18 protein-coding genes are annotated in these 18278 nt (G+C 56.7%); 2 read left to right on the top strand and 16 right to left on the bottom strand.

What is annotated here, in order from left to right; translation table 11 throughout:
- Positions 1-36: 36 nt before the first annotated feature.
- The 14 genes from LB462_RS08645 to LB462_RS08710 form a co-directional block, all read right to left on the bottom strand.
- Positions 37-690 carry a protein-L-isoaspartate(D-aspartate) O-methyltransferase gene (locus LB462_RS08645; protein WP_224506947.1) on the bottom strand — a complete coding sequence of 218 codons (654 nt, stop codon included), beginning with the start codon at positions 688-690 and terminating at the stop codon, positions 37-39.
- Complete coding sequence (gene surE, locus LB462_RS08650) at positions 687-1445, bottom strand: 5'/3'-nucleotidase SurE (protein WP_224506948.1); 759 nt, start codon at positions 1443-1445, stop codon at positions 687-689. The genes LB462_RS08645 and surE overlap by 4 nt, the downstream gene beginning before the upstream one ends.
- Positions 1446-1460: 15 nt before the next feature.
- Positions 1461-2744, bottom strand: coding sequence for a serine--tRNA ligase (serS, locus tag LB462_RS08655; RefSeq protein ID WP_224506950.1), 1284 nt, complete (start codon positions 2742-2744; stop codon positions 1461-1463).
- A 66-nt stretch (positions 2745-2810) separates the two neighbouring features.
- A complete protein-coding gene (gene tatC / locus LB462_RS08660) occupies positions 2811-3590 on the bottom strand; it encodes a twin-arginine translocase subunit TatC (protein ID WP_370637100.1) in 780 nt (259 codons plus the stop codon).
- Positions 3591-3631: 41 nt separating this feature from the next.
- Positions 3632-4273, bottom strand: coding sequence for a Sec-independent protein translocase protein TatB (tatB, locus tag LB462_RS08665; RefSeq protein WP_224506955.1), 642 nt, complete (start codon positions 4271-4273; stop codon positions 3632-3634).
- Positions 4274-4335: 62 nt separating this feature from the next.
- Positions 4336-4563 (bottom strand): twin-arginine translocase TatA/TatE family subunit, encoded by a 228-nt coding sequence (locus LB462_RS08670; protein WP_112530313.1) that lies wholly within the window; start codon positions 4561-4563, stop codon positions 4336-4338.
- Positions 4564-4734: 171 nt separating this feature from the next.
- A complete protein-coding gene (gene scpB / locus LB462_RS08675) occupies positions 4735-5457 on the bottom strand; it encodes an SMC-Scp complex subunit ScpB (protein ID WP_224506956.1) in 723 nt (240 codons plus the stop codon).
- A complete protein-coding gene (locus LB462_RS08680) occupies positions 5450-6256 on the bottom strand; it encodes a segregation and condensation protein A (protein WP_224507122.1) in 807 nt (268 codons plus the stop codon). Before LB462_RS08680 ends, scpB begins: the two co-directional genes overlap by 8 nt.
- Before the next feature lie 55 nt (positions 6257-6311).
- On the bottom strand, positions 6312-7331 hold the full coding sequence (nagZ, locus tag LB462_RS08685) for a beta-N-acetylhexosaminidase (protein WP_114428968.1): 1020 nt from the start codon (positions 7329-7331) through the stop codon (positions 6312-6314).
- 69 nt (positions 7332-7400) lie between these two features.
- On the bottom strand, positions 7401-7820 hold the full coding sequence (locus LB462_RS08690) for a DUF2442 domain-containing protein (protein WP_224506958.1): 420 nt from the start codon (positions 7818-7820) through the stop codon (positions 7401-7403).
- On the bottom strand, positions 7804-8052 hold the full coding sequence (locus tag LB462_RS08695) for a DUF4160 domain-containing protein (protein WP_224506960.1): 249 nt from the start codon (positions 8050-8052) through the stop codon (positions 7804-7806). Before LB462_RS08695 ends, LB462_RS08690 begins: the two co-directional genes overlap by 17 nt.
- A gap of 164 nt (positions 8053-8216) precedes the next feature.
- Positions 8217-10781, bottom strand: coding sequence for an SPOR domain-containing protein (locus LB462_RS08700; protein ID WP_224506962.1), 2565 nt, complete (start codon positions 10779-10781; stop codon positions 8217-8219).
- Between the two features lie 110 nt (positions 10782-10891).
- Complete coding sequence (gene argS, locus LB462_RS08705) at positions 10892-12649, bottom strand: arginine--tRNA ligase (RefSeq protein ID WP_224506964.1); 1758 nt, start codon at positions 12647-12649, stop codon at positions 10892-10894.
- A gap of 200 nt (positions 12650-12849) precedes the next feature.
- Positions 12850-14058, bottom strand: a complete 1209-nt coding sequence (locus tag LB462_RS08710; protein WP_224507124.1) for a deoxyguanosinetriphosphate triphosphohydrolase — start codon at positions 14056-14058, stop codon at positions 12850-12852.
- 157 nt (positions 14059-14215) lie between these two features.
- Here LB462_RS08710 and erpA point away from each other — a divergent pair, with 157 nt between their 5' ends.
- The gene (erpA, locus tag LB462_RS08715) at positions 14216-14551 is read left to right on the top strand and encodes an iron-sulfur cluster insertion protein ErpA (RefSeq protein WP_370637093.1); all 336 of its coding nucleotides are present in this window, start codon (positions 14216-14218) and stop codon (positions 14549-14551) included.
- A gap of 37 nt (positions 14552-14588) precedes the next feature.
- A complete protein-coding gene (gene xth, locus LB462_RS08720; protein WP_114428962.1) occupies positions 14589-15368 on the top strand; it encodes an exodeoxyribonuclease III in 780 nt (259 codons plus the stop codon).
- Between the two features lie 77 nt (positions 15369-15445).
- On the opposite strand, the gene LB462_RS08725 is transcribed toward xth, so the two are convergent.
- Both LB462_RS08725 and LB462_RS08730 read right to left on the bottom strand, forming a co-directional pair.
- Positions 15446-16240, bottom strand: coding sequence for a tetratricopeptide repeat protein (locus tag LB462_RS08725; RefSeq protein ID WP_370637094.1), 795 nt, complete (start codon positions 16238-16240; stop codon positions 15446-15448).
- A gap of 536 nt (positions 16241-16776) precedes the next feature.
- Positions 16777-18057 carry an OmpP1/FadL family transporter gene (locus LB462_RS08730; protein ID WP_224506966.1) on the bottom strand — a complete coding sequence of 427 codons (1281 nt, stop codon included), beginning with the start codon at positions 18055-18057 and terminating at the stop codon, positions 16777-16779.
- Between the last annotated feature and the right edge of the window lie 221 nt (positions 18058-18278).

Here is an 18278-nt window from a genome sequence, read left to right on the forward strand (position 1 = left end):
TAAAATTTGTAAAAAATTCACCAAACTCGTAAAGGGTCAGAGCGCCGAGGCGACACCTTCCATCAGGGGCAATAGGCGCACCGACATCAAATCGTGGCGCTCAAAACGGCTGCCAATTTTCGACAGCCGCGCAATTACTTGCCTGCCATCGAGCGGCCCGATCGGTGCGATCATCACGCCGTTTGACGACAGGAGATCGACGAACTGGCGCGGCATGCTTTCGAAAGCGCCCCAGACGATGATACGGTCGAACGGACCGTCGTGCACGAGGCCATGCCTGCCGTCCGCATGCTTGACGAAGGTATTCTCGATTTTCAGCGCCTGGAGCCGCTGATGCGCCAGTTCAACCAGCGTGCGATAGCGCTCCAGCGACAAAACACGCCCGGCTAGTCGAGCCATCACGGCCGCCGTAAAGCCAGAACCGGTGCCAATTTCCAGCACACGGTGCGTAGGCTCAAGATCGAGGGAATTAATCAACTGCGCCTGCAGATCGAGCGCTTCGATGAACTCACCGCATTCGATCGGCAGCGTCCCGACGCCGTAGGCAAGGTTGCCGAGATTACCGTTGATAAAGGCCACGCGCGGTGTCGCCTCAAAGGCGCTGATCAGACGTTGATCCGACAGGCCCAAGGCGCGCATACGCAGTACGAAAGCCGCAAATCCTTCGCGTTCAGACATCGCAACCTTCATGCAATGGCACTCGCAAGGGTTGCGAGCGTGTCATGCGCGGTCAGGTCGAGCTGCAGCGGTGTGACCGAAATGAAGTTCTTGGCGAGTGCGGCCACATCGCTGTTTTCAGCCGGCACATCCTTGCCGCGGCCATAGCGCAGCCAGTAATAGGGCAAACCCCGTCCATCATGGCGCTCTTCTATGGTCAGACCATGCGAAAGCTTGCCCTGCGCCGTAACCCGGGTTCCGGCGATCTCAGCCGCGTTGCAACTCGGGAAGTTGATATTGATGAGAACGGTCTTTGGCAGTTCGACATCAAGCACCTTTTTCAGGATCGCGGGCGCCCTCTCCTCCACGACCTCCCATGGCAGCACGCGTGCGCCGCCATCGAGATTGTATTCCTGCGACAAGGCAATGGACTTGATGCCGAGCAGCGTGCCCTCGATAGCGCCGGCGACGGTCCCCGAATAGGTGACGTCATCCGCCATGTTCGAGCCGGAATTGACACCGGAAAGGATCAGATCGGGTGCATCCGGCATCAGGTGCTTGACGCCCATGATGACGCAATCGGTCGGTGTGCCGCGCACGGCAAAATGCCGGTCATCGATTTTGCGCAGACGCAACGGGTTGGACAGCGTCAGCGAATGCGCCAGACCACTCTGGTCCGTTTCCGGTGCAACCACCCAGATGTCGTCCGAGAGCTGGCGGGCAATGCGTTCAAGCACGCTCAGACCTTCCGCATGAATACCATCATCGTTGGTCAGAAGAATGCGCATTTGCCCCAGTCCCTCTTATGCTGCTTTTTCGATCCGCTTCAGTCCACCCATATAGGGTACAAGGGCTTCAGGAATTGTTACGCTGCCGTCCTCATTCTGATAATTTTCGACAACGGCAATCAGCGCACGTCCCACAGCGGTGCCCGAACCGTTCAGCGTATGCACGAAACGCGTCGACTTCTCGCCTTCCGGCCGGTAGCGGGCATTCATGCGGCGTGCCTGGAAATCACCGCATACCGAGCAGCTGGAGATCTCGCGATACGCCTTCTGCCCCGGCAACCAGACTTCCAGGTCATATGTTTTCTGCGCGCCAAAACCCATATCGCCGGTGCACAGCGTCATGGTGCGGAACGATAGGTCAAGCCGCTTTAAAACTTCCTCGGCACACGACGTCATCCGCTCATGTTCCTCGAGGGAATGCTCCGCATCGGTGATCGATACCAGTTCCACCTTCATGAACTGGTGCTGGCGCAGCATGCCGCGTGTGTCCCGCCCGGCCGAACCCGCTTCCGAACGGAAGCACGCCGTCAACGCCGTCATGCGGATCGGCAGATCGCGAATATCAAGGATCTCTTCACGCACAAGATTGGTCAGCGGTACCTCGGCGGTCGGGATCAGATAGCGGCCGTCCGTGGTCCGGAACAGATCTTCGGCGAACTTCGGCAGCTGGCCCGTGCCGTAGAGCACTTCGTCATTGACCAGCAGGGGCGGACTGACTTCAGTATAGCCGTGTTCGGTCGTGTGCAGATCGAGCATGAACTGGCCAAGCGCACGCTCCAGCCGCGCCAGCTGACTTTTCAGGACCGTGAAGCGGCTGCCTGAAAGCTTGGCGGCCCGCTCGAAATCCATGTAGCCGAGTTTTTCGCCGATCTCGAAATGCTCTTTCGGCTCGAACGAAAAATTCTTGAGGTGTCCGACGCGGCGCGTTTCGACATTGCTGGCCTCGTCCTTGCCGACCGGAACGTCAGCAAGCGGTATGTTGGGAAGCACCGACAATGCATCGTTCAGCGCTCGATCGAGCTGGCGCTCTTCCTCTTCCGCTGATGTCAGGAACAGCTTGATCTCCGCAACTTCGGCCTTGAGACGGTCGGCGGTTGCCTGATCCTTGGCACCCATCGCCTTGCCGATCTCTTTCGAGGCGGCGTTGCGGCGTTCCTGTGCCTCCTGCAATTTGGCGATGTGCTGGCGGCGCTTTTCGTCGAGCTCGATCAAACGGGACGATGCCGGCTCGTTGCCCCGTTTGGCCAGAGCTGCGTCAAGCGCTTGCGGATTCTCTCGGATCCATTTGATATCGAGCATGGGAATAAAGCCGTATTCGAGTGAGCAAAGAAATTTGGGCGTAAAGGCCCGGCGAAACGATGACCGTCAGGACGAGACTTCGCTGGACTCTGATTTTGCTTCAGCCTCGGTTGCCGCACGCTTCTTCTCGACCAGACGCGCCATCCAGATCGAAACCTCGTAGAGAAGGATCGTCGGGAGCGCAAGACCGATCTGGCTGATCGGATCGGGCGGCGTGATAACGGCGGCAACGATAAACGCAATGATGATGGCGTATTTGCGCTTCGACCTCAGCCCCTCGTAGCCGACAAGACCGACACGCGCCAGGAGGGTCGTCACAACCGGGAGCTGAAACACCAGCCCGAACGCGAAAATCAGCGTCATGATAAGGCTGAGATATTCGGAAACCTTCGGCAACAGCGAAATCTGGACTTCACCTGCTCCGCCGGTCTGCTGCATGGCCAGGAAGAACCACATGACCATCGGCGTGAAGAAGAAATATACCAGCGCGCCGCCCATAAGAAAAAGGATCGGCGATGCAATCAGGAATGGCAGAAACGCCATTCTCTCATTGCGGTAAAGGCCGGGCGCTACGAACTTGTAGATTTGCGATGCGATGACTGGGAACGCGATGACGATACCGCCGAACATGGCGACCTTCACCTGCGTGAAAAAGAATTCCTGCGGGGCCGTATAGATGAGTTGCGCCTTGGCGGGATCGAACCCCGCCCACAAGATCGCCCACTGATACGGGATGACCAAAAGGTTGAACAACTGCTTGCCGAAATGAAAGCATACGAGGAACGCCAGGAAGAACGCCAGAAGTGCCCAGATCAGGCGCCGGCGCAGCTCGATCAGGTGCTCCATCAATGGGGCCGAGCTTTTATCGATTTCGTCGTCAGCGCTGCTCAACTCTTTGTCCCCGTGTCGACAGCCTTGGCCTTCGGCTTCGCTGTTCTTTTGGCAGGTGTTTTGGTCGGTGCAGCCGTTGCAACTTCTGCGGCAGGGGCAGCGCTCTTCTTAGGCGCAGCCTTCGAAGCGTCTGCGGCTTTCTTGGCTGGCGCTCCCCGCTTGGCTTTGGTTTCAGCGGCAGCCGCAACCGGTTTCTGTCTCGACCTTGCGGGCTTCTTTATCACTGGTTCGGCGGCAGGTGTGGCCGAAGCGGCCAAGGGTTCCATCACCTGCGGTTGCAACTGGGTTGCCCCCGGCGCGGCTGGATCAGGCACGGCGACATTGTCCTTTGCCGTTACTGTCGCATCCTTCAGCGTGGAACGGATCTCTTCACCGATCGTACGCACAGGATCGAATACCTTGCGAATGTCGTTTCGAGGATCGAGACTCTTGGCGTCATTGATAATTTCACGAACGTCATCGAGCTCGGCCTCTTTCAAGGCCTCGTCAAACTGCTTGCGGAACTCGCCGGCAGTTGCCCGAAACTTTGCGGTTGCCTTGCCGAAGGCACGCAGCATCTTCGGCAAATCCTTCGGTCCGACCACCACGATCATGACGATCACGATCACCAGGATTTCCGACCAACCAACTTCAAACATTCATCATGCTCCAGCCACGACGCGGCCACACAGCCGCGCGCAGGACAAGATTATCCTTGGATTCAAGACTTTGTGGTCTTTTCCTTGACTGAATTCACCGGCTGGCTTGTCTGATTATCAATCGTTTTCGAATTGTCGGCAGTGTCAGCAGTGTCGTCACTCATGCCGCTCTTGAAATTCTTGATACCCTTGGCAACGTCACCCATGAGTTCCGGGATCTTGCCGCGACCGAAAAGAAGAAGCACGACCGCAAGCACGATAAGCCAGTGCCAGATTGAAAAACTACCCATTTGATCCTCACATTCACCCAACAGTTTGGGCTGATCTATGTCTTTTCCCCGTGCTTTTCAAACACAAGTCTCTTCTGCTCTTTCACATTCATGTAAACGCAGCGCAAGTCCGAAGTGAACTCTGCGTCACGAATTTTGATGTTGGCAAGCGATTATAACAGAAAGCTTGTCTCAATCATGTTCGATACGGGGCGTCAAAAGACCGAGTTCCTCGAGGTCGATGTCCGTCAGTGGATCTTCATCTTCGGTCAGTTCATCCGGATCATTGACCGGGATCGGGATGGAAAAGTTGGTTGGCATACGCGTCGAAAGCAGACCTGCACCGCGCAATTCGTCAATCCCCGGCAGATCGCGCACTTCCTGCAGGCCGAAATGATCGAGGAATGAAGCCGTGGTGCCATAGGTGATAGGACGGCCGGGTGTCCGGCGGCGACCGCGAAACTTGATCCAGCCCGTTTCCATCAGCACATCGAGTGTGCCCTTCGAAGTCTCGACGCCACGAATGTCTTCAAGTTCCGCGCGTGTCACCGGCTGATGATAGGCGATGATTGCAAGGACCTCGAGGGCTGCACGCGACAGCTTCTTTTGTTGAACGGCCTCCCGGTTCATCAGGAAAGCGAGATCGGCAGCCGTACGGAATGCCCATGCGCCGCCTGTCTGCCGCAGATTGATACCGCGCTTTGAATAGATCTCCTGCAGTTCGCCAAGCAGCGCAGCCACGTCGACACCGGATGGCAGACGCTCACGCAGGGCCTTTTCCGTTACCGGCTCTGCCGATGCGAACAATATGGCCTCGGCCATACGCAGCGCATCGGAAAGCGAAACCGCAGAGTTCCAGTTGCCGGCCGGCAAGTCGACCTCGTCATCGTCGATGTTATGAATGCTGTCAGCCATTTGCCACATCCTTCAGCGGCTCGGTCTGCTTATCAAGCCTGTTGCGCAGATAGATCGGGTTGAACGCGCCGGTCTGGCGGATTTCCAGATGCCCTTCCCGGACCATTTCCAGGCTGGCAGCAAAAGAGCTGGCCATGGCGGTCGCCCGCTCCGTCGGCGAAAAGATAAATTCCATCAGGTAATGATCGAGCGCTGTCCAGTCCTTCATCTCACCCACAAGCCGCATCAGGATCTCGCGCGCATCCTTCAGCGACCAGACCGTACGCCGCGCGATCTGCACACGCGAAGTGGCCCGCTTTTGCCGCTGTGAAGCGTAGGCGGTCAAAAGCTCGTAGAGCGTCGCCGCATAGGCGTTGGTTTGATCGACAATCACAGCCTCCGGCATGCCCCGGGAAAAGACATCGCGGCCGAGCCGGTTGCGGTTAATGAGCTTCGTTGCCGCGTCGCGCATTGCTTCCAGCCGCTTTAGCCGGAACTGCAGCGTTGCAGCCAATTCCTCGCCGCTTTCACCTTCGTCACCGGGCGCCTTGGGAATCAGCAGCTTGGATTTAAGGTAGGTAAGCCACGCCGCCATGACCAGATAATCGGCGGCAAGCTCAAGCCGCAATGCCTGCGCCTGCCGGATGAAGATCAAATACTGCTCGACCAGCGCAAGCACGGAAATGCGGGCGAGATCGACACGCTGGTTACGAGCGAGATGCAGCAACAGATCAAGTGGGCCTTCGAACCCCTTGATATCAATGACAAGCGACGGCTCGCTGGCAGCGCGATCGACCTGACTTTCCCACAGCGCTTCCATGGGTGCCGTGTCGTTGCCATTTATCTTTTGCTCGCTCGCCAAATTTCTCTCGCTTCTATGCCACCGCCTCGAAAGTACGCTGGAATTCTTCCCGGAGTTCTTCCTCGTTGGAAGTATCCGGTTCTTTTCGATATTCGATTGCCCGCTGCGCCCGCTCGAACGCCTTGCCCTCGAGCTCCGGTGTGCAAGCCGCAACGGCTTTCATTTGATCCATGATACCGTGGCAATGAAGCACGATATCAAGCCCCGCCGCAAAGATTGCTTTGGTCCGGTCGAAATAATCCCCAGAAAGTGCATTCATGGAGACATCGTCGCTCATCAGCAGCCCGTCGAAACCTATATAGTCCCGGATGATCTCCTCTACCACCTTGCCCGATGTCGTCGCCGGGTTCTTTGGATCAACGGCCGAAAAGATCACATGCGCACTCATCGCCATCGGCAGGTCAGCCAAAGCCCGGAACGGCGCGAAATCATGTTCGGCAAGCTCCTCAAGCGGCGTCGCGACCGTCGGCAATTCGTGATGCGTGTCGGCAAAGGCTCGGCCGTGCCCCGGTATGTGCTTGATCACTGGCAGCATGCCGCCCGCAAGCAAGCCATCCGCGGCGGCTCGGCCCATGGCCGTCACGATCTCCGGATGCTTGCCATAGGCGCGGGTGCCGATAACGTCATTGGCGCCTTCGACGGGGACATCGAGCACCGGCAGGCAATCGACATTGATACCGAGCTTGAGAAGATCAAATGCATGCAGGCGCGACAGGAGCCAGGCTGAGCGCAATCCGAGCTCCTCATTTTCCCGGAAAAGCGCGCCGAGCTGCGACCCTGAGGGATAATCCGGCACGAGCGGCGGCCGTAGTCGTTGCACGCGCCCGCCTTCCTGGTCAATCAGCACCAGTGCGTCGTCGCGGTCCACCAGATCACGCAAATGCGCACACAAATCCTCAATCTGTGCCGGCTCGCTGATATTGCGGGCAAAAAGAATAAAACCCCACGGCCGCTCATCGCGAAAGAATGCGATTTCGTCTGGGGTCAGTTTCAAACCGGTCGTCCCGGCAATCCATGCTTTTGATTCGCTCATAGCGGGAGTCTACTTGAAATCGATGCTGTGGCACAGGTTTCGCTGAACGTTTGCAAAGGCTTCCCCAGATCAGCCGCTGGCCGTTTTTCGCGGACGTCCACCCTTTGCACCATTCGCCCTGGCTGCTGCCGATTTCGCGGGTGAAACGGCCTTTCCCGCCGCGCGAGCAAGTTCCCGGGTCATCCAGGCCCGTGTACCGAAGATGCCTGACACAAGAGCAGGCACATACAGATCAACGTCCAGCTTTGGCCAGTGCAAGTTCAGGCCGGCCCCATCGACCCGGATATCAGCGAGGTCCTCATCACTCGCATTCTGTAAATCCTGCACGAAATGGAAGGGAAATGCATAGCTGCATCCATTTATCAGATCTAACACCACGCGCCGGGTTACACTGTCATATTGAGCCAGCGACGCCCGAGGTTCCATCATAAGTGTTTCTTGTCCCCTGGCATTTGCCAGATCGAACTGCGCATCAGTCAAGCCTGCCATGGATACGCTCCCATTCCTGTTTGAATATGTCACGGAGCTCGCAAACCTCCGCCATCAACCGCTTCATGTCGGACCGCTTGATGCCGATACTGTAAATCAATTCGGGGGCACCGCCCAAACCATCGAGATTGATCTTCGCTTGGCCCGTCCCGGTAACATGGATATGTGCTGGTTCGTGGTCGACGGTGTAGATCACAAAACGAAAACCGTAAGCACGGTGGATAACAACCATAAAAAATATAATCCCATCTGTTGGGTTTTACAATCGACATAATGACAAATTCTATAAGGTTAAAAGCGAATAATATTTTGATTAAATTATCAGCCGATTGAACTAGCACAACAAAAAAAGGCTCCGCCAATGGCGGAGCCTTTTCAATGAGATGCGTGAGGTTTTTACTGCGTAACGAAGCAGCTGCCGCCTGCAGTCTTGTATTTCGCGCACAAGGCGTTCGCATCGCTCTTGGAGCCAGCCGGAATGCGAACACGGAAGAATGTGCCTTTGCCGGCAATCTCGGCCTGCTTGATATCGACACCGCGGCCGCCGATCACACCCGCATATTTTTGGGAGAGCGAAGCGTATGTCTTCTGCGCGCCCTCGACATTCGGTTGCGAGGCAATCTGGATGAGATAGCTCCCCGCTGCCGGAGCGGCGGAGGCGACCTGCTGAGCAGCTGCATTCTTTGGCGGAACGCGATCGACAATGTCGATCGGTTGATCTGCCGGACGCGATTCGACCACCGGAATATTCTTCGGCGTAACGGAAGCAACCGTTTCGGGAGTGATTTTCTTGGTCGCAACGGGCTTCGGAGGCAACTTGCCAGCAGCCGGAGCCGGTTTTGCCGCTGCAGTTGCAGCTGGTGCTTCGGGTGCAGGTGCAGCAGTCTGTGCAGGCACAGCTGCCGGGGCGTCCTGCATCAATGCGCCAATTTCGTCGTCGCCAGTTGTTGCCGGCGCCGCGGATGCATTTGCATCGAGCGGAGCTGCGGGACGGTCAGCCGGGGCAGCGGCAGGGCCGGCACTCACCGGATCAGCCGGTTCTGGAATGGAGGCGACCATCGTGCCATCCGGTTTGACGACCATAGTCTGCACCTTGCGCGGTGCAATCGCACTGTTGCGTTCCGCCGGTGCAGCGTCGGCAGTATCGTCTGCGGTGGCAGGATCAACACGCGCCTCCACCTTGTCGCCCGCTGCAGGACCATCGGTGGGTGGCGCATCGGTGGCGAGCATATCCGTAACGGACGCGCCTCCATCCTCATCGGCTGGAAGATCGATAGGATCCTCCCGTGTTGTTACGAGCTGATCCTGCTTCGGTGCTTCCGGAGCAGCCGTCGCGCTCTTGTCGTAAACCGCCTTGTCCTGATTTGGCACAACGGCCGTGCTGGCGGTTTCGGGCTGAACCTTGATCGGCGTCTTGTCTGCCATGATGACCACAGGTTCGCCGTTCGAACCGCCAGTCCATTTATAGGCGACGGCACCGGCAACCGCGAGCAAAACAACAGCCGCTGCCACGCCGGGAACAAACAGGTTACTGCGGCGACGCGCAGGTGTTTCCTTTTGCCCATAGGGCGTTGCGGCTATATCGACATTGTCTTGGCGAGGATCATAGCCAAAATCCAGATCCTCTTCCGGACCATAGGCAGGCGTTGCCCGGCTTTGTTGTGAGCTCGCAGCGCCCATAGCTGCAGCGCCGGCTGCTACTGCATAGCCTGCCGGATTGTATTTGTTCTGGTCTGCCTCGTTCCCGAATACATCTGCGAAAATGTCGGCGTATCGGTCTTTCTCGGGCTCCTGCGGGGCAGGATCCTCCGCTGCGACATAGGCGCCGCGCGAATCGTCGGCTTCGATCGAACCGAATACCTCGGCAAATTCATTATCAAGCTCGTTCAGCCCATTGTGTTGCGGAACGTCGTCCTCATAGTTCACGGCCGGAAGATCGAGCGACTCGGTATAATCAACGCGATTTTCTGTAACCGCCACCGTATCGACATCGGGTGCTGCAGTAATTGCTGACGCAGCGCGATCGAGCTCGTCGGCATAATCGCTGAGCTCATGAACCTCGGGCAATCGCGGTGCGCTGGCAACAGGCATGGCAACAGGCACTTCAATCTGTTCACGAACCGGCGTCGAGGATTGTTCCAGGTTTTGATAAAGCGGGAAAACCGGGGCTGCTTCTGCAACCGGTTCGCTATCCTCGTCTTGATCCGCCGTTACGTCGAAATCATCGAGCGCCGCCATCAATTCGTCGGTATCGAAATCCTCGATCTCCGAATCCTGAACCTGCTCTTCTTCCGCAGCTTCGTAAGCTACAGGCTCTGGCTCGGGAACCTGGTGGGTGACTGTTTCCGATGCATGCGATGGCTGCTGGTATGATGTTGTCCGGCTGATCGACGGGGCAATCTCTGTTCGCCCCGGAACCTGCGTCTGCGATCCATAGCCCCATGAAGCATTTGCCGAACGCTGCACGGCTGGCTGCGCCGATCCTGCAAGCAAGGTTTCAAGCTCATCCTCGAGACTGAGTGATGGTGTTGCGAGCACGGGGCGCTCTTCGTAATGGGAAATGGCAACACCAACACCCTCGCCCGCTTCGCTGTCCACGTAAACCGGGTCCGGCTCGTAGTCGGCGTAATCCGGTTCTTCATAGGCGGCTACGGATTCGGCAGCGGCTTCGTGAGCGTGAGGTGGTTCCGCAGCCAACTCGCGCTCGATGGATTCCTGAAAATCCTGAGCGGCAAGGTGATCATCGTGGGCATCATTGTCAGCGGACTGAGGCGCGGCTGGTTCATCAAAGCCCCCCATCAGCTCGCGTTCGAGGTCCATAGCAAAATCATCGTTGGATCCAGTAGTCCGCCCTTCCTCTTCAACCGTTCCCATGATACGGGAAAGTTCCATCAGAGGGTCGTTATTACCTGATCGCGAATCATCCTGCCGGTGAGAACGCTGAATATTGTTGTCCGCCATGGCGTTAATCCTGTACTCTCAACTGTGCGACGTCCGAAAACGTCACGCATTGGCCTTACCAGCGCAATGTGGGCAAAAGTTGACAGGATTGCTACGCTTTTCCGCGTATATTAACGCATTTCAGTCGGGGCGTCCGCACCTATTATTGACAATCCGGACGTCAAGACCTTCGAAACAACCTGCACCAGCCCTAGCCTGGCTTGGGACAAGTCTGGATCGTTAACCTTAATAAAACGTAAGTCCGGGTTTTCGGTTCCCTTATTCCACTGCGTATGCAGCGAACTTGCAAGGTCGTAAAGGTAGAAAGCGAGCCTGTGCGGCTCCTGATGCAAAGCCGCTGTTTCGATCAGCCGCGGGTATTCCGCGAGCTTGCGGATGAGCGCGATTTCGCTCTCATCCGTCAGCAAACCGAAGTGTTGTGCACTCGCCGCCAACTGGATTTCGCCGATCCCCAGCTGTTCGATCGCCTGCCGGAAAACCGAATGGCATCTGGCCGAAGCATACTGAACGTAGAAGACGGGATTGTCCTTGGAATGTTCGGTGACTTTGGCGAAGTCGAAATCGAGCGGAGCGTCGTTCTTCCGGTACAGCATCATGAACCGCACAGGATCCCGGCCTACTTCTTCCACCACATCGCGCAAGGTTACGAACTCGCCCGACCGTTTCGACATCCGCACGGGTTCGCCGTTCCGATAGAGCTTGACGAGTTGGCAGATCAGCACAGTCAGCTTCGCCGTCCCGCCGGAAACAGCCCTCGCCAAAGATTCCAGCCGCTTGACGTAACCACCGTGATCCGCGCCGAGCACATAGATCATCTCGTCGAAGTGCCGGTCGTACTTGTCCTTGAAATAGGCAACGTCAGCCGCGAAATAGGTGAACTGGCCGTCCGACTTGACCAGTGGCCGGTCAATATCATCGCCAACATCGGTCGACCGGAACAGCGTTTGCTCCCGGTCTTCCCAATCTTCCGGCAATTGGCCCTTGGGCGGCGGCAGTTTGCCCTTGTACACATGCCCCTTCAGCGTCAGGTCGTTGATAGCAGACCGGATCAGCTTGGCATTGTTGGCATGCAGCGTCCGCTCGGAGAAGAACACGTCATGATGGACATTGAGCGAGGCGAGATCGTCGCGGATCATCACCATCATCGCATCGATCGTCCGGTCCTTGACGATAGCCAGAGCTTCGTCCTCCGGCATCTCCAGGAGCTTCGTGCCATAATCGGCGGCGAGCGCCTGCCCCACGGGCACGAGATAATCGCCAGGATAGAGCCCTGCAGGAATATCGCCGATCTGTTCGCCGAGCGCCTCGCGATACCGCAACGTCACAGAGCTTGCCAGCACATCGATCTGCGCGCCGGCATCATTGATGTAATATTCCTTGGCAACGTTATAACCCGCAAACTTGAGCAGGTTGGCCAGAGCGTCGCCGACCACCGCACCCCGGCAATGACCGACATGCATGGGGCCCGTCGGATTGGCCGATACATATTCGACATTGACCCGGTGGCCGTAACCGAGCTTTGACCGGCCATAGTCGAGCCCAGCGCCCAGCATTACGGCAAGTTGCCGGTGCCAATAGGTATCCTTGAGCCGCAGATTGATGAAACCGGGACCCGCCACATCGACAGAGCCGACGTCTGGATCATTCTTCAGCGCATCTCCAATTCTGACCGCAAGTTCGCGCGGGTTTTGGCCAACCGCCTTGGAGAGCACCATCGCAGCATTCGTCGCGATATCGCCATGGCTGGGATCGCGCGGCGGTTCGACACCCACGCGCGTCAGATCCACCGCAGCACCATCTGTGGTTTTTAAATCAAGCGCTTGCAGGGCGTTCTTAATCCGCGCGTCGAAATCGGCGAAGATGTTCATGACGTCATACTCATTCGGGGTTCATAGAAAAATCAACGGCTGTTGGCCGAATTGCGTTAGAGACCTTTGAAAATTCAGCTTGATGAGACAGGTGGTGTGATTTTCGAGAACCGGAGCGCAGTGGACATTTTCGTCCATGAGCACCGGAAGCGCAGAAAGTCGCATCAGATGTCCATCAGGGTGGATTTGCAAACGCGTCTCTAGGCCAATTCGGGCGTATGGTCAAACAACCGTCCGTGTTCCCGCACAGCATATGTATCGGTCATCCCTGCCAAAAAATCCGCTACCAGCCTTGCGCGCGCAGCCAAGCCGCCCTCTTTCTCGCTCTCGCGCCAGCCCTCGGGCATACACTGAGCGTCTGCAAGATAGGCATCAAACAACTCTCTCACAATTCTGTCAGCGGATTTGCGCACGCGCACCACGCTCTCGTGGAAATAGAGGTTCTTGTACAAAAACGCCTTGAGCATCTTCTCCTGCTCGCGCAGCGGCGCTGAAAATCCAACGATCGTTCGCCCGGCACCGTGAATGTCGTCGACTGTCTGCGGCTTGACCGTTTCGAGATTGGCCTGCGCCGCACGTATCACGTCTTCGACCATGATCGTGATCTGCCTCCGGACAATCTCATGCGACGTACGTACATCATCGAGAGTTGGATATTTCTGCCGGACGGCGCGCAGGATATCGCCAATTATCGGCACGGCTTCGAGTGCATCGAGCGTGAGCAGCCCTGAGCGTAACCCATCATCGATGTCATGGGCGTTATAGGCGATATCGTCGGCAATTGCCGCACATTGCGCTTCCAGCGAGGCAAAGCGTGCAAGTTCGAGATCATGCTGCGCGTTATATTCGAAGATTGCAGCGGGCACCGGGTGCTTCAGCCCGTTGCCAAGAGCATCGGTCAGCGGACCATTGTGCTTGACCAGTCCCTCCAGCGTTTCCCAGGTCAGGTTCAGCCCATCAAACTCGGCATAACGCTTTTCGAGATTGGTTACGATGCGCAGGGATTGCGCGTTGTGATCGAAACCGCCGAAGTCGCGCATCTTGTCGTTGAGCGCATCCTCACCCGTATGACCGAACGGCGTGTGGCCGAAATCATGCACCAGGGCGATTGCTTCGGCGAGATCCTCGTCGAGCCGCATGGAACGCGCGAGCGCCCGGGCGATCTGCGCCACTTCGATCGTATGTGTCAGCCGCGTGCGATAATGATCGCCCTCGTGTGCGATGAAAACCTGCGTCTTGTGCTTCAGCCGCCGGAACGCCGTTGAATGGATGATACGGTCGCGATCACGTTGAAACACCGTGCGCGTCGGGCTTTCGCTTTCGGGCACAAGCCGTCCACGGCTTTTCTCGGGATCACTGGCGTATGGTGCCCTCTCCCTGTAACCGAAACCGATACCCTGCATGGACATGTTGAAATATGTGCCTTCCCATCTTCCGACTGCTGACAACGTTGACTTCACAGTCGCCAATTCTTAGCTATGGTGTATGATGAACGGCAAGGCGTGACATTACAATGTCAATGCTTTGTTGAGCGTGGCGGAGCAATCCGCGAAGGAACCGTAAAGAATGACCGAATTGCTAAGTGTTTCCGTCTCCGATGCCGCTGCCAAGCGCATCTCAGCGATTCTGCAGTCAGATCCGGAAAAGACCGCCTTGCGCATTTCCGTCGAGGGCGGCGGCTGCTCGGGTTTTTCCTATAAGTACGATCTGGTTGACGCGCAGGATGCCGATGACATCGTCATCGAAAAACTCGGCGCCAAGGTGCTGATCGATCAGATTTCCCTGCCCTATATTGGCGGCTCGGAGATTGATTTCGTCGACGATCTGATGGGCCAGTCGTTCCAGATCCGCAATCCAAACGCGACCTCTTCCTGTGGTTGCGGGACAAGCTTCTCCGTCTGACATCACCTTGCCGCCGTTGCAACCAGAGCGCAAATCCATGAAAATCGTTACCTGGAACATAAACGGCGTCAAAGCCCGCATCGAGGTGCTGACGACATGGCTGCAGGAGTCCAATCCGGACATTGTCTGCCTGCAGGAAATCAAATCCGTCGATGAAGGTTTTCCGCGCTTCGAACTGGAAGCGTTGGGCTATCATGTCGAGACGAACGGCCAGAAAGGCTTCAATGGCGTTGCCATTTTGTCGAAGCAGTCCCCCGACGAGGTTAATCGCGGTCTTCCCGGCGATGACGCCGATGATCATGCGCGCTTCATAGAAGCCGTATTCTCCACCGAAAAAGGCCCGCTGCGCGTTGTTTCGCTCTATCTGCCCAACGGCAACCCCATCAACACCGAGAAATTTCCATACAAGATCGGCTGGATGGCGCGGCTGGAGCGTTGGGCCGAAGAGCGGCTGGCCCTTGAGGAGCCACTTATTCTGGCTGGCGACTACAATGTCATCCCCGAGCCGATCGACGCAAAGGTCCCGGAAGCCTGGGTCAATGATGCCCTGTTCCAGCCGGCGACACGCCAATCTTTCCGACGGCTCGAAAACCTGGGCTTCACCGATGCAGTTCGCAGCGTTACCGACAAAGGTGACGTCTATACATTCTGGGATTATCAGGCGGGTGCCTGGCAGAAGAACAACGGCATTCGCATCGATCACCTGATGTTATCGCCGGAAGCCGCGAACATGCTCGAATCCGCTAGCATCGAAAAACATGTCCGCGCCTGGGAAAAACCGTCGGATCATGTGCCGGTCGCGATTTCAATAGCCTGATACGCAACGAATTTATGACGATTTGGCTTAGACCTTCGGCGAATTGGCAGGTCTTGCTGGCACGCAGCTAATTCGGTTCAAAAGTCGCCGGTCTTGATGATATCCTCGGCCAGCACCATAGCGGTGCGCCGATCGGCCTCGTCGGATATGGAAAATGCCTGTTCCTGCACATCGCGGATCCAGGCTTTGTCCTGCTTGTTGGCGTGTTCGAGAGCCGCAGTCATCATCGCGAGGCCGCGCACGGTCTTGCCTGCTTGAAACAGCAGATTGCCGAGCATGGCCTGCGCACCCGCATTGCCTTTTTGCGCCGAAAGCCGGAACCAGCGTGCAGCCTGGTTGGGGCTGGCTTGTCCGCCCTCGCCTTTCATCAGCATCTTGCCGAGCTCGAATTGCGCGTCGGAATCGCCGAAATTCGATGCTGCCTGCAGATAAAGATCGCGCGCCGCACTTGGGTTGGAATTGATGGGCGAATTCGGGATGCCACGTTTGACATAACCTGCCAGCGCGACCAGCGCATCGGCGACATAGCTTTCGTTCTCCGTGCCCTGATCGGCGCCTTCATGGACGACCTGCTCGAACATCTTGTAGGCTTCGTAGTCATCTTCTTTGACGCCGTCGCCTTCCGCATACATGCGCGCAAGTTTCCAGTTGGCGCCCTGATGTCCCTTTTCAGCAGCAAAACGTAGTGCTTTGACTGCCTCATCCTTGTGGCCGTTCTTATAGGCGGAGAAACCAAACTTGAAGAGTGCGAACGGGCTGGAGTCTTCCTTCACCTCATTTTGCGTATCGAAGGCGAAACAAGGCATGGTCATAGCGCTCATCAAAAGGCCAAACCCGACAATTGGACCAAAAAAACGATCAGCGATGAGCATGACTATAGTCTTCCTTTGCCCTCACCGTGAGTGTCGCAGCGTTACCGCGCGCCATACGAACGGTTCGAGCCCAAATCCCGCCAGCGCGCGTCATCGCGTCAGCCAGCAACGGGAGGGCCAAATCTCGCATGTCATTCCAGCGAACATTTGACCGCTTTCCGGCAATAGTAGGGCCAGAACAAAAGAAAACACTTGTGTCGAAAGCATACGATTGGCGCGATGACGCAACAATCGTGGAAGGGCCGTGTATCAACTTACGGCTCGAAGTTTTTGCCCATGAAACAAGTATCGTGTCCATCATTTCCCCAAGCGGAACATCTGTACCGTTACTCGATGGTACCAACCACCAAAGGTTGCCGCCCTTTCGAGTTGCTCCGGGTTTGTGGCGCAAAATGGGCAAATTCTGTCCTCTCCAGAGCCTGGACGATCATCGCGCCACAGTGTTGCTGAATCGTCACAAAATTTGATCACCCGAAGCAGGCGGGTATGAAAAAGCCCGGCGCTTGGCCGGGCTTTTTCGATTTTCGCAATTTGGCTTAGAACTTGATTTTGCCTGCGAGAGACAATGCGCCGACGAAATCATCACCGAAATCATAGGTCACGTCGTTGCCGCAGCCGCCGGTCTTTGGGCAAGCCGTCGGGCCATAGGAACCAGCTGCCAGCATGCCAACAGCGCCGCCTAAACGAAGCTCAACATTTTTGTTGGGTGCGTAAGACACGCCACCGGAAAGCAGATATGTATCGGTCTGGGTGGTCAAACCGGTCGACGTGCCGCGATCCCAGCTAAGCTGCGCCGATCCACTCCACTTGTCGTTGAATTTGTGGCCGATACCGGCAGCGACCGTCCAGCCATCCTGGAACATAAGATCGAGCGTCGTCAGCAGAACTGGCGATGTCGGGCCGCAACTCACAATGCCCTTGGTCGAAGTCGGGCAGAACGAGACCACATTAAGAACGCTCCAGTCTACCCATTTGACCGAGCCGAATGCCAGCCAGTCAGGTGCGATACCCGTCTGGAGTTTGAATTCTAACGACTGTGGCATGGTAGCCGTGCCGTAGACGTCCGTAATCTTGTTGGCAAATGGATTTGTCGGCAGCGGTGGCAGTCCGGTCAGGTCGACGGTACCATTGATCTGGCCAAGATCGATCTCGGCATTGTAGATCAAGCTTGCACGGAAGGCGATTTCCGGAATTTCGTATGCAGCACCAATGCGCCAGCCCCAGCCATCCGCGTCGAGGTCAAGCTTGCCTTGACCATCGAATAATGCCGCCGCCGGTCCGAACGCTGCCGGGCCCACGACCAGACGGTTCTTGTAGCCTGAAACTTCCTGGTAGGATACGCCACCAATCGCACGGAGCTGACCCTTGCCAACATCAAACTTGTACGAACACGTCAGTCCGTAATCATCGCTCCTGATGTCAGTCTCGATGTTCTGGTTTGCACCAACCCAGTCCGCACCGGGATTGGTATGGACACCCCAAGGCTGGCTGTAGGAGGCAAGGCAATCCGCGTCGGGCGTGAGGCCAACCTTTGCGCCGAAGCGCGGAACCGTATAGCTCGGGGTCTCGTGTGTCGACGTGGAGCCGCCACCGATACCGTTTGCTCCCAGACCATCGGCCGGGTTTGTGTCAACGGCGTTCTTGATCTTGCGATCCGGCATGACATAGATAATGCCGGCTTCAGTAGCAAAGCGCTCCTGATCGAAAAGTAGATCCCAATTGTAGCCGCTGCGCTCCAGCCCCCCGGCCTGTGCTGCAGAAGCCACGCTTGTCAGAAGCAACGCTCCACCCAAAATCGTTGAAATAGCCCTAGACATTAAGTCCCTCCCCGAAGCCTTAAAAACTTCCTGATCCCCACACAGTTCAGGAAAATTGTTACCAATACGTAATACCTAACAAATCGCGGCGCGCACGCAATCGCCAGAAAATCACCGGTTTCGCGAATCGAACGCTCCAAAATCGGAAATTGCCGCAAAATCGCGAGCACGAGACGAAAATTTCGCGAATTTCACGCTAATCCGAAATGATTAGCGGCCAA

It is taken from the genome of Phyllobacterium chamaecytisi (genome assembly GCF_020164455.1).
Lineage (GTDB): Bacteria > Pseudomonadota > Alphaproteobacteria > Rhizobiales > Rhizobiaceae > Phyllobacterium > Phyllobacterium chamaecytisi.